The following is a 12127-nucleotide window of genomic DNA, read 5'->3' as shown; positions in this document are numbered from 1 at the left end:
AGGATGGACATGCGGCTCAAGCCGGGCACGTCCTGGCGGGACGCCTACGAGCAGTGCTGCTCGGCGGCCCCCGAAGCCTTCCACGAAGACCGGGTGCTGAACCACTGGGGCGGCATCTGGCACCGCGACGGGCGTCCGGTGCCCGGCTTCTCGCCGCTGGACGGCACCGCCATCGCGGGGCCGCCCCGGCTCGACCGGGCCGGCGCCGGCCGGGCGCTGGCGGGCGCGGTGGAGGAGCACAACCGCTGGCGCTACCTGCCCCTGGCCGAGCGCAAGGCCATGGTGTCGGCGGCCGTGGAGTCCATGGCCGCCCACCGGGACCTGCTGGCCCTGCTGCTGGTCTGGGAGATCGGCAAGCCGTGGAAGACGGCCTGCGCCGACGTGGACCGCTGCCTGGACGGCGTGCGCTGGTACGTCCAGGAGATCGACCGCATGGTGGCCGGGCGCACGCCCCTGCCCGGCCCGGTCAGCAACATCGCGAGCTGGAACTATCCGATGAGCGTGCTCATGCACGCCATGCTCGTGCAGGCGCTGGCGGGCAACGCGGTGATCGCCAAGACGCCCACCGACGGCGGGCTGTCCTGCCTGACCCTGGCCTGCGCGCTGGCGGTCCGCGAAGGGTTGCCGTTCACGCTGGTCAGCGGGGGAGGGGCGGAGCTGTCGCCGGTGCTGGTGGCCGGCCGGTCGCTGGGCTGCGTGTCGTTCGTGGGCGGCCGGGGCGCCGGGGCGAAGGTCGCGACGTCGGTGGCCGACCTCGGGCGCCGGCACGTGCTGGAGCAGGAGGGGCTCAACTGCTGGGGCGTGTGGGAGTACGGGGACTGGGACCTGCTCGCCCGGCAGATCCGTGCGTCGTTCGACTACGCCAAGCAGCGCTGCACCGCCTACCCGCGCTTCGTCGTGCAGCGCTCGCTGTTCCACGAGTTCCTGGCGACCTACCTGGAAGCCGTCGGCTCGTTGCGCTTCGGTCACCCGCTGGCGGTGGCGGACCCGGACGACCCGCTGCCGGAGCTGGACTTCGGCCCGCTGATCAACGCCTCGAAGGCCAAGGAACTGGCCGACCAGGTGGACGAGGCCGTGGCCAGGGGCGGCGTGCCGGTCCACCGGGCGTCCCTCGACACCGGACATTTCCTGCCCGGTCAGGATATTTCCGCGTACTTCGCCCCGACCGCGCTCCTCAACCCGCCGCCCTCCTCACCCCTCCACCACGCCGAGCCGTTCGGCCCGGTGGACACGATCGTGCTGGTGGACACGGAGGCGGAGCTGCTGGCCGCCATGAACGCCAGCAACGGCGCCCTGGTGGCGACCCTGTCCTGCGACGAGGAGGAGACCTTCCACCGGCTGGCGCCCGAGGTGCGGGCGTTCAAGGTGGGCCACAACAGGCCGCGCTCGCGCGGGGACCGCGAGGAGCTCTTCGGCGGGCTGGGCGCGTCGTGGCGCGGCGCGTTCGTCGGCGGCGAGCTGCTCGTCCGCGCCACCACCACCGGCCAGGAGCCCGAACGCCTGCCCGGCAACTTCCCGAGCTACACGCTGCTGCCCTGACCGCCCCGAACCCCGGTTCCGCGCGTCACCACGCCTGACCCGTCCTTCTCCTCCCTTCCCCGCCGCGATCCGGTGAGGTCCTCCGAGGGGAGGAGAGCCGTGCGGCCCGCTCCCGACCACCGCGCAGGTGAGGAGGGGTGGGCTCAGAAGGCCCCGAAGCGGGTCGCCACGAGGAGCACCAGGAAGGTCAGCATGGCGACCCGCAGCAGCTTCGCGCCCGCTCCCAGGGACGGCCACGACAGGTAGGCCAGCCACCCGATGAACGCGATCACCGGCAGCACCGCCACGCCACCCAGCGGGTTGGCCACGGCGAACCCCGCCAGCAGCAGGATCACCAGCACCGCGGGCGCCAGCCACCGGGGCACCTGCGTGAACAGGAACGTCATCGGCACCGCGCTGCGCTCCTCGACCGCCTTGCGCAGGCCGGTCGCGCCCGGCGTGAAGAACTGCTCGCCCTGGGGCAGCGGGCGCTTGCCGCCGCGCTTGTTGTTGGGGGCCACGGCACAGAGCCTACGGGAGTTCGCACCTCACGTGCGGTGATCGCCTCTAGGCTGGTCGGGTGCTCGCCGTGATCCGATACACCGTTCCAGAGTCCCAGTCCCAAGACTTCGTCAAGCAGGGCCACACGATACTCGACACGTTCGCGACCCAGCCCGGCTACCAGCGGGGCCGGCTGGCCCGCTCGGTCGACGAGCCCAACCTGTGGGCGCTGGTCACGGAGTGGGAGGGTGCCGGCTTCTACCGAAGAGCGCTCTCCTCCGCCCGGATGGTGATGTATCCCCTGATGATCCTGATGGTCAATGAGCCCAGTGCGTTCGAGGACGTCTACACGCGGGACGAGGCGTAGCATTACTCGCGCGCGAGAGCGGGCGGCCGTCCCCTAAGCTGGGATCTCACCAATTTCACTCGCCGACCTCCAGCCGGAAAGAGAACCAACCAAAATGGCACGACGCACCGACGTCATGGACACCATCGTCAGCCTCGCCAAACGCCGCGGGCTCGTCTACCCGTCGAGCGAGATCTACGGCGGACTGCGCGCGTCGTGGGACTACGGTCCTCTGGGCGTCGAGCTGAAGAACAACGTCAAGCGGCAGTGGTGGCTGTCGATGGTCCAGTCGCGCGACGACGTCGTGGGCCTCGACTCCTGCGTCATCCTGGCGCCCGAGGTGTGGCGCGCCAGCGGCCACGTCGAGACCTTCACCGACCCGCTGACCGAGTGCCTGTCCTGCCACAAGCGCTTCCGCGCCGATCACCTGATCGAGGCGTACGAGGAGAAGAACGCCAAGCAGCCCGAAAACGGCCTGGCCGACATCACCTGCCCCAACTGCGGCAACAAGGGCACCTTCACCGAGCCCCGGCAGTTCAGCGGCCTGCTGAAGACCTACCTCGGCCCGGTCGAGGACGAGTCGGGCCTGGCCTACCTGCGTCCCGAGACCGCGCAGGGCATCTTCATCAACTACCTCAACGTGCAGCAGTCGGCCCGCAGGAAGATCCCGTTCGGCATCGGCCAGGTCGGCAAGTCGTTCCGCAACGAGATCACCCCGGGCAACTTCATCTTCCGCACCCGCGAGTTCGAGCAGATGGAGATGGAGTTCTTCGTCAAGCCGGGCACGGACGAGGAGTGGCACCAATACTGGATCGACGAGCGCTTCCGCTGGTATTCCGATCTGGGCATCAACAAGGACAACCTGCGGCTCTACGAGCACCCCAAGGACAAGCTGTCCCACTACTCCAAGCGCACCGTCGACGTCGAATACCGCTTCAACTTCGTCGGCTCCGAGTGGGGTGAGCTGGAGGGCATCGCCAACCGCACCGACTTCGACCTGTCGTCCCACTCCAAGGCGTCCGGCGTCGACCTCAGCTTCTTCGAGCAGGACACCGGGGAGCGCTACGTCCCCTACGTCATCGAGCCGGCGGCCGGTGTCGACCGCGCCACGCTGACGTTCCTGCTCGACGCCTACAGCGAGGACGAGGCGCCCAACGCCAAGGGCGTCATGGAGAAGCGCACGGTCATGCGGCTCGACCACCGGCTCGCGCCGGTCAAGGCCGCGGTGCTGCCGCTCTCGCGCAACGCCGACCTGTCGCCGAAGGCCCGCGACCTGGCCGCCCAGCTCCGCCGCCGGTGGAACGTCGAGTTCGACGACGCGGGCGCGATCGGCCGCCGCTACCGCCGCCAGGACGAGATCGGCACGCCGTTCTGCATCACGGTCGACTTCGACACGCTCGAGGACCAGGCGGTGACGATCCGCGAGCGCGACTCGATGCGCCAGGAGCGCATCGCCATCGAGGGCGTGGAGTCCTACCTCCGCCAGCACCTCAACGACTGATCTCCGCTCGACGCCCCGGACGGGCCGCTCGCCGTGACCACGGTGGGCGGCCCGTTCGCGTTGGGTCGTTGAAATGTGGCCGGATGCGGTCGTCGTGATTGACAAGGCTCCGGCATACGCGGACATTGCGGGCATCCCTAGCGGTATTCGGGGGCTGATTTCTCGGAGGCGCGATGAAGCGCACGTTAATCATGTTCGCCTGCACGTTCCTGTTACTCGGCTCATTCACGATCCCGCCCGCCTCGGCGGTGCCGAAGCCCGTGGCCGGGCCCGACGGGGTCTTCGTCTATACCGGCGAGCTCACCGCGGACCAGATGGCCAGGCTCGTCGCCGCCGGAGTCGACCGCGACGAGATGCGCATCGTCAAGCGGGCGGACGGCAAGGTCACCGTCGAGGTGATCCTCGCCTCCGCGCTCGCCGACACGCTCGCCGAGCAGGGCATCACCCTTCAGGCCCAGCGAGCGGCCGCCCGGGTCGCGGCGCAGGGCGACGGTGTCTTCAAGCGGTACGCGGGCGCCGGCGGGATCCGCGAGGAGATCATCGCCGCGGCGAACGCCAAGCCCGGCATCGCCAAGGTCGTCAACCTGGGCAACAGCCTCAACGGCACGCCCATCACCGCGATCAAGGTGACCAAGGACGCCCGCAGCCTGTCCGACGGCCGGCGCCCGGCCATGCTGTACCTGGCCGCCCAGCACGCCCGCGAGTGGATCACCCCCGAGATGGTGCGGCGGCTGCTGCACCACTTCCTCAGCGGCTACGGGACCGACGCCCAGCTGACCAAGCTGGTCAACACCACCGAGCTGTGGTTCCTGCCGGTCGCCAACCCCGACGGCTACGACCACACCTTCACCCCCGACAACCGCCTGTGGCGCAAGAACCTGCGCGACAACGACGGCGACGGGCAGATCACCAGCGCCGACGGCGTGGACCTCAACCGCAACTTCGCCTACAAGTGGCGCTACGACGACGAGGGCTCCTCCAGCCTCCTGTCCAGCCAGACCTACCGCGGCGCGGCGGCCCAGTCCGAGCCGGAGACCGTGGCGCTGGACAACCTGACCAAGCGGGTGCAGTTCAAGTACCTGCTGAACTACCACTCCGCGGCCATGCTGCTCCTGTACGGGATCGGCTGGCAGCAGGCCACCCCGTCGCCGGACGACCTCGTCTTCGAGGCCATGCTGGGCGACGACGCCACCCCCGCAGTCCCGACGTACGACCCGGACATCGGCGCCGAGCTCTACACCACCAACGGCGAGACCGACGGGCACATGACGAACCTCCGGAAGATCATGTCGATCACGCCGGAGATGTCCACGTGCGAGGCGGCGGCCCAGAAGTACCCCGACGACGAGTGGACGGTCGAGGGCTGCGCCGGAGGGCTCGGCTTCACCTTCCCCGACGACGAGCGGCTGATCCGGGAGGAGTTCGAGATGAACATCCCCCTGGCCGTCGCCGCCGCCAAGACCGTGCACACGCCGGACCGGCCGGTCTCCGTGGTCGGGCGCACGGTGCCCGACTTCGTGCCCGACTCCTTCACCGTCTCGTACGGCGACCCGCAGCCGGTGGCGGTCACTGCCCGCCGGTCGCTGCTCGGCAAGGTGCTGCGCTACCGGATCAACGGCGGCCCGGCGCAGATCAGGCCGCTGAGCGAGTGGAACGGCGGCGAGCGGTACGGCGACGAGAACGACCTGTACTTCGCCGAGTACCGGGGCACGGTCAGCGGCGCGAAACCGGGTGACAGGGTCGAGGTCTGGTTCCAGGGCCTCAAGCCCGGCACCGGCGTCGTCTCCAGCCCGCACTTCACCTACACGCTGGCCAAGGACTCCGCGGCCAAGGTGCTGGTGCTCGCCAACGAGGACTACACCGGCTTCAACCCGGACTACCCGGCCTCGGTGACCGCGCCCAAGTACGCCGCCACCTACCGGCAGGCCATCCAGGCCGCCGGGTACGCCTCCGAGACGTGGGACGTGGACGCCCAGGGAGTGCCGCACCACCTCGGCGTGCTGTCCCACTTCAAGGGCGTCGTCTGGGAGCTGGGCGACAACCGGCTGTCCATGGACCAGCAGGACGTGGTCACGGTGACCCCGCTCGGCAACCTGCCCGACGCCGACGTCAAGCGGTCGCAGCAGGACCTGACGATCTCCATCCGCGACTACCTCAACGAGGGAGGAAAGCTCCTCTACACGGGCGAGACGGCCGCGTACTACGGCATTCTCGACACCATCGTCGGCGGCATCTACTACGGCATCGACGGCAACCCGGACGGCGACTGCGTGGTCACCACCGTCCAGGGCCTGTTCGACGAGTGCCTGCTGCTGGCCGACGACTTCACCCAGTACTACATGGGCGTCGGCGGGCGCATCCCGAGGGCCGACCCCGGCGGCTTCACCGGCACCGGTCCGCTGGCCGGGGTGAGCGGCACGTTCGGCGGACCCGCCACGGCGGACAACCCCCTGGACGAGGCCGGGGTCCTGCTCCCCATGGGCACGGACTTCCCCAGGTTCACCGGCACGCCGGCGGCCGACTACCAGCTCGGCACCCCCGGGCCGTTCGACCCGATCGAGGGCCAGTGGTACGTCAGGGGCGCGCACGCCGACGACTCCTACATGCGGCTGACCAGGACGATCGACCTGGGCTCCGTGATGGCGGCGCAGCAGCCGCGACTGGCGTTCCAGCTGTCCTTCGACACCGAGCCCGGCTACGACAACGTCATCGTCGAGGCTCACACGGCCGGCCAGGACAACTGGACCACGCTGCCCGACCTGAACGGCGGCACGGACAGCGGCGTCCCGACGGAGTGCGAGGCCGGGTTCTACCTGGAGGAGCACCCGTGGCTGCGGCACTACCTGACCCCGGGCAACCCCTGCACGCCGACCGGCACCACGGGCTCGTGGAACCGGTTCACCGAGAACTCGGGCGGCTGGCAGCAGGTGGCCTTCGACCTGTCCGCGTACGCGGGGCAGCAGGTGGAGGTGTCGATCAGCTACGTGACCGACCCGAGCACCGGCGGGGTCGGCGCGTTCGTGGACGACACCCGGGTCACCACGACCGGCGGCACGCTGAACGCCGAGGGCTTCGAGGCCGGGCTCGGGCCGTGGGCCATCCCCGGTCCGCCGGCGGGCAGCCCGACGGGCGGCGGCGACTTCGTCCGGGCCCAGGCCGACAAGACGGCGGCCGTGACCACCAGGGACACGGTGCTGCTGGGCTTCGGGCTGGAGCAGCTGGGCAGTGACGCCCAGCGGAGCGCGGCACTGCGGAAGATGCTGAGGTATCTGATCGGCTGACCGCCGACCGGGACGGCCACCTCCGCCGCGGGGGTGGCCGTCCTTCCGTTCGCGCGGGCTCAGGCGAGGTGGCGGCCGAACCAGTCCAGGACGCGTTCGTACGCCTGCGCCGCCGCGGGCGCGTTGTACCGCTGCCCGGTGTCGTTGAAGAACGCGTGCCCCACCCCGGGGAAGGTCACCAGCTCGTGCGTCAGGCCCGCCTTGGTCAGGGCGGCCTCGGCGGCGTCCTTGGTGGCGTTCACCCGGTCGTCCTGCTCGGCGTACACCCCGAGCACGGCGGCCTTCGTCCCGGTCATGTCGGCGTTCTCCGGCAGCGGCCCGTAGAAGGGCACGGCGGCGGCCAGGCGTGGCTCGGCGGAGGACAGCAGCAGCCAGGTCATGCCGCCGCCGAAGCAGAAGCCCGTCATGCCGAGCTTCGCCCCGTCGGCGCGCTCGGCCAGCTCGCCCACCGCCGCCTTCATGTCGGCCACGAACCGCTCGTCCGTGATCTCCCCGAGCTTGGCCGTGGCCGCCGCGGTGTCGGTGAACGTGGCCGTCCCGCCCTCGCGGGACAGCAGGTCGAGGGCGAGGGCGGAGTAGCCGCTGGCGGCCAGGCGGCCGGCGACCGAGCGGATGTGGTCGGTGAGGCCGCGGTTCTCGTGGATCACCAGCACCGCGCCCTTGGGGTCCTCGGCGGCGGCCCAGGCGGCCTGCAGCGTCGTGCCCTCGGGCCCGGCGAACGTGATCGCCTCCGTCGGCAGCGGCGAGGGCCCGGCCGGGCTGCCCGTAGGCGAGGGGCTGGGCGGGGGAGCGGAGGGCGCGGCGGTGGTCGGGGCCGCGGGCTCCGGGGGTGCGCCGCAGGCGGTGAGGAGCGCCGTGGCCGCGGGCAGGCCCAGGCCGAGCAGCGCGAGCCGCCGCAGCGCTTCGCGGCGGGGGATCAGGCCGTCCACATGGTCGTGGGCGACCTCTTCTGCGAGATAGCGCTGGATGGGCGTCATGTCGGAGGTCTAACCCCGTCGACCGAAAAATCGTGTAAAGGCGGCGGTTACGCGGGTTTTCGCGGTCTCTTGATGACATTCGTCCTAAGCCGATACGAGGGACGAGGAATCAATGCGTACATCACGTTTCGCTCTTGTGTTGCTCGCCGCCGGCGCGGTCCTCATGACGGGCAGCGCGGCGTTCGCCGATCCGGAGCCGAGCGCTCTGGAACTGCGCGTGGTCGTGGACGACTGCTACCACGGCAGCGTGCAGCCATGACCGATCCGGCACTGCTCGAAAGGGCCCTGTTCGAGGTCAAGCGGGTGATCGTCGGGCAGGACCACATGGTCGAGCGGCTGCTCGTGGCGGTGCTCGCCAAGGGGCACTGCCTGCTCGAAGGCGTCCCCGGCATCGCCAAGACGCTGGCCGCCGAGACCATGGCCACGGTGGTCGGGGGGACGTTCGCCCGCATCCAGTTCACGCCCGACCTGGTGCCCGCCGACATCATCGGCACCCGGATCTACCGGCCGTCGACCGAGTCGTTCGACATCGAGCTCGGGCCGGTCATGGTCAACCTGCTGCTCGCCGACGAGATCAACCGGGCGCCCGCGAAGGTGCAGTCCGCCCTGCTGGAGATCATGGCCGAGCACCAGGTCAGCATCGGCGGCGTCACCCACGAGGTGCCCACGCCGTTCCTGGTGCTGGCCACCCAGAACCCGATCGAGTCGGAGGGCGTCTACCACCTGCCCGAGGCGCAGCGCGACCGCTTCCTGATGAAGATCGACGTGGACTATCCCAGCGAATCGGAGGAGCTGGCGATCGTTTACCGCATGAGCGTGAACCCGCCCACGCCCCAGAGCATCCTCGGCCCGGCGCAGGTCGTCGCGTTGCAGCGCCGGACCGAGGAGGTCTTCGTGCACCACGCCGTCGCCGAGTACGCCGTCCGCCTGGTCTACGCCACCCGCGACCCCGACCGGTTCGGGGTGCAGGACGTGCGCCGGCTGCTGGCGTTCGGGGCCAGCCCCAGGGCCACGCTCGGCCTGCTCGCGGCCGGCCGGGCGCTGGCGCTCATGCGGGGGCGCGACTACGTGCTGCCCGAGGACGTACGGGACCTGGCGCACGACGTCATGGCCCACCGGCTGGTGCTCTCCTTCGACGCGCTGGCCGACGGGGTCATGCCCCGGCAGATCGTGGACCGCGTGCTGGCGGCCGTGCCGATGCCGGTCATCGCGCCCCAGCAGCAGGACGCCGTGGCATGAAGCCGTACCTGATGGCAGAGCCGGCGCTGCGCCGGCTCGAGCTGACGATCACCAGGAGGCTGGATGGACTGCTCCAGGGCGAACACCTCGGCCTGGTACCGGGTCCCGGCAGCGAACCGGCGGAGTCCCGGCCGTACCAGCCGGGCGACGACGTACGGCGGATGGACTGGAACGTCACCGCCCGCACGAACGAGCCGCACATCCGGGACCTGGTCGCCGACCGGGAGCTGGAGATCTGGGCGCTGCTCGACGCCACCGCCAGCATGGACTTCGGCACCGCGGCGATGGAGAAGCGGGAGCTGGCACTGTCCGCCCTGGCCGCGGTCGGCTTCCTCACCCAGCGGACCGGCAACCGGATCGGCACCCACCTGCTGCACGGCGGCGGCGTCCGGACGCTGCCCGCCCGGACGGGCCGGCCGCACCTGATGGCGCTGCTGCAGGCGGCGTTCGCGCTGCCGCGCACCTCGCCGGGGGTGGCCGAGCCGCTGATAGGCGTGGCGGCCGACCAGCTCGGCCGGGTGGTACGGCGCCGCGGCCTGGTCGTCGTCGTGTCCGACTTCCTGGACGCCCCGGAGACCTGGGAGCTGCCGCTGCGCCGGCTCACCGCCCGGCACCAGCTGCTGGCGGTGGAGGTGCTCGACCCGCGCGAGCTGACCCTGCCCGACGTGGGGATCCTCACGCTGATCGACCCGGAGACGGGCCGGCGGCGCGAGGTCGCCACGGGCAACGCGCGGCTGCGCCGCAGGTACGCCGAGGCGGCGGCCGTGCAGCGCGACGCCGTGGCGCAGGCGCTGCGCCGGGCCGGGGCCACCCACCTGCGGCTGCGTACCGACCGGGACTGGGTGCGTGACCTGGTCAAACACGTCATGGGCCAGCGCCGCCTGGCCATGCTGGCCGCCGGCCCGGCCCGGCCGGGCGGCGTGCCCGGGGGAGGAGGTGACGCCGCATGACGCTCATCGCACCCCTCTGGCTGCTGCTGCTCGTCCCCGTGGCCCTGATCGCCCTGATGTACGTGGTCATGGCGCTGCGCAGCAGGACCGCCTACGCCGTCCGCTTCACCAACCTCGACCTGCTCGACAAGGTGGCGCCCCGGCGGCCGGGCTGGCGCAGGCACGTGCCCGCGGCGGCGCTGCTGCTCATGTTCGCGCTGCTCGTGGTGGGCTTCGCCCGGCCGACGGCCGAGGTGCAGGTGCCGAGGGATCGGGCGACGATCATGGTGGCGTTCGACGTGTCGGCGTCCATGGGCGCCACCGACGTCGCGCCGAACCGGTTCGAGGCGGCCAAGCAGGCGGCCAGGCAGTTCGTCCAGGGGCTGCCCGAGCGGTTCAACCTGGGCCTGGTGTCGTTCTCGTCGGCGGCCTCGGTCGCCGTGCCGCCCACGCTGGACCGCCAGACGGTGCTGACCGCGCTCGACCGGCTCAGCACCGCCTCGGGCACGGCCATCGGCGAGGCCGTCTACTCCTCGCTGGAGGCCGTCGCCTCCCTCGACTCCGAGGAGGAGGCGCCGCCCGCGCACATCGTGCTGCTGTCGGACGGCTCCAACACCACCGGCCGCACGCTGAGCGACGCGGCGGCGGAGGCGTCGAACCGCGGCATCCCGGTCACCACCATCGCCTACGGCACCCCGGACGGCACCATCAGCCTGTCCGGCCGGGAGGTCCCGGTGCCGGTGGACGGGCCCGCGCTGCGCGGCCTGGCCGAGGCGGCCGGCGGCGGGTTCTACGAGGCGGCCAGCGGCGACGAGCTGCAGGCGGTCTACGAGGACATCGGCACGTCGGTCGGCTACCGCACCGAGCAGCAGGAGGTCTGGCAGTGGTTCGTGGGAGCGGGGCTGGTCTTCGCGCTGATCGCGGCGATGACGTCGATGCTGTGGTTCTCGAGGCTCCCATGATGGGCCTGGGCAGCCCCCGTGGGCCGGAGTTCCGCACGGTGCCGCTCGGGGCCCACCCGGAGGCCCCGGGAGGCGTACCGCCCCTGACCCTGCCGCCGGCCGCCGGGAGCGCGGCGAGACCTTCCCCCGCGTCGCCGCCCAAGGCGCGTCTCCTGGTGACCGCCGCGCTCGTCGCGGCGCTCACCGGGGCGGCGGCGGGCGTGGGGGGGGCCCGGCTCCTCGAAGGGTCCGAGCCGGCCCCCCCCACGGCCCTGCCGAGGGTGGCCGCCGCGCCGTCCACCAGCCTGTCCGGGCTGAGCGCCACGGCGGCCCGCGTGCTGCCCAGCGTCGTCTCCGTGGAGACGCGCCGCTCGGGCGGCTCCGGCTTCGTCCTGGACGGTCGCGGCCACATCCTCACCAACGCCCACGTGGTCAGCGGCAACAGCCAGGTGACCGTCGTGACCGGCGACGGCAGCCGGCTGTCGGCCGCCGTGATCGGCGTGGACGACGACGAGGACCTGGCCGTGCTGGAGGTGGACTACCCCAGGGAGCTGACGCCCGCCACGCTGGGCAGGTCCTCGGACCTGTCCGTGGGGGACCAGGTGCTCGCCATCGGCTCGCCGCTGGGCCTGTCGGGCACGGTCACCGCCGGCATCGTCAGCGCGCTGGACCGGGAGGTACGCCTGGGCGGCTCCGGCCGCACGGCCGTGCAGACCGACGCCTCCATCAACCCCGGCAACTCGGGCGGCCCGCTGGTGAACGCCCGGGGCGAGGTCGTGGGGGTGAACACCGCGATAGCGGCCTCCCGCGGAGGTGGGAACATCGGCATCGGCTTCGCCATCCCCATCGACCGGGCGGCCCCCATCGCAGAACGAATCATCCGAAATTAGGGTG

General features: G+C 71.5%; 11 protein-coding genes. 9 read left to right on the top strand and 2 right to left on the bottom strand.

Annotation, left to right across the window (positions count from 1 at the left end):
* Window positions 1–3 precede the first annotated feature (3 nt).
* Window positions 4–1539 (top strand): aldehyde dehydrogenase family protein, encoded by a 1536-nt coding sequence (locus ACBJ59_RS20815; RefSeq protein ID WP_375111866.1) that lies wholly within the window; start codon window positions 4–6, stop codon window positions 1537–1539.
* A gap of 143 nt (window positions 1540–1682) precedes the next feature.
* On the opposite strand, the gene ACBJ59_RS20810 is transcribed toward ACBJ59_RS20815, so the two are convergent.
* Window positions 1683–2039 carry a DUF6703 family protein gene (locus ACBJ59_RS20810; RefSeq protein ID WP_375111865.1) on the bottom strand — a complete coding sequence of 119 codons (357 nt, stop codon included), beginning with the start codon at window positions 2037–2039 and terminating at the stop codon, window positions 1683–1685.
* Window positions 2040–2098: 59 nt separating this feature from the next.
* On the opposite strand from ACBJ59_RS20810, the gene ACBJ59_RS20805 reads away from it, so the two are divergent.
* The 3 genes from ACBJ59_RS20805 to ACBJ59_RS20795 all read left to right on the top strand — a co-directional run bounded on the left by ACBJ59_RS20805 (window position 2099) and on the right by ACBJ59_RS20795 (window position 7147).
* Entirely contained in the window at window positions 2099–2386 is a 288-nt protein-coding gene (locus ACBJ59_RS20805) for an antibiotic biosynthesis monooxygenase family protein (RefSeq protein ID WP_375111864.1), read from the top strand.
* A gap of 94 nt (window positions 2387–2480) precedes the next feature.
* Window positions 2481–3866, top strand: a complete 1386-nt coding sequence (locus ACBJ59_RS20800) for a glycine--tRNA ligase (RefSeq protein ID WP_375111863.1) — start codon at window positions 2481–2483, stop codon at window positions 3864–3866.
* Between the two features lie 173 nt (window positions 3867–4039).
* Window positions 4040–7147 (top strand): M14 family zinc carboxypeptidase, encoded by a 3108-nt coding sequence (locus tag ACBJ59_RS20795; RefSeq protein ID WP_375111862.1) that lies wholly within the window; start codon window positions 4040–4042, stop codon window positions 7145–7147.
* A gap of 59 nt (window positions 7148–7206) precedes the next feature.
* On the opposite strand, the gene ACBJ59_RS20790 is transcribed toward ACBJ59_RS20795, so the two are convergent.
* Window positions 7207–8124 (bottom strand): dienelactone hydrolase family protein, encoded by a 918-nt coding sequence (locus tag ACBJ59_RS20790; RefSeq protein ID WP_375111861.1) that lies wholly within the window; start codon window positions 8122–8124, stop codon window positions 7207–7209.
* Window positions 8125–8236: 112 nt separating this feature from the next.
* Here ACBJ59_RS20790 and ACBJ59_RS20785 point away from each other — a divergent pair, with 112 nt between their 5' ends.
* The 5 genes from ACBJ59_RS20785 to ACBJ59_RS20765 are packed head-to-tail and all read left to right on the top strand — an operon-like array spanning window position 8237 to window position 12123.
* A complete protein-coding gene (locus ACBJ59_RS20785; protein ID WP_364123623.1) occupies window positions 8237–8383 on the top strand; it encodes a hypothetical protein in 147 nt (48 codons plus the stop codon).
* Window positions 8380–9363, top strand: a complete 984-nt coding sequence (locus tag ACBJ59_RS20780; protein ID WP_375111860.1) for an AAA family ATPase — start codon at window positions 8380–8382, stop codon at window positions 9361–9363. The genes ACBJ59_RS20785 and ACBJ59_RS20780 overlap by 4 nt, the downstream gene beginning before the upstream one ends.
* Window positions 9360–10313: a DUF58 domain-containing protein gene (locus ACBJ59_RS20775; RefSeq protein ID WP_375111859.1), complete on the top strand. Its 954-nt coding sequence runs from the start codon at window positions 9360–9362 to the stop codon at window positions 10311–10313. The genes ACBJ59_RS20780 and ACBJ59_RS20775 overlap by 4 nt, the downstream gene beginning before the upstream one ends.
* Window positions 10310–11254 (top strand): VWA domain-containing protein, encoded by a 945-nt coding sequence (locus tag ACBJ59_RS20770; protein ID WP_375111858.1) that lies wholly within the window; start codon window positions 10310–10312, stop codon window positions 11252–11254. The genes ACBJ59_RS20775 and ACBJ59_RS20770 overlap by 4 nt, the downstream gene beginning before the upstream one ends.
* The gene (locus ACBJ59_RS20765; protein WP_375111857.1) at window positions 11233–12123 is read left to right on the top strand and encodes a S1C family serine protease; all 891 of its coding nucleotides are present in this window, start codon (window positions 11233–11235) and stop codon (window positions 12121–12123) included. The genes ACBJ59_RS20770 and ACBJ59_RS20765 overlap by 22 nt, the downstream gene beginning before the upstream one ends.
* The last annotated feature ends 4 nt before the right edge of the window (window positions 12124–12127 follow it).

Source organism: Nonomuraea sp. MTCD27 (assembly GCF_041950495.1).
Lineage (GTDB): Bacteria > Actinomycetota > Actinomycetes > Streptosporangiales > Streptosporangiaceae > Nonomuraea.
This window is presented reverse-complemented; position numbering and strand designations above follow the sequence as displayed.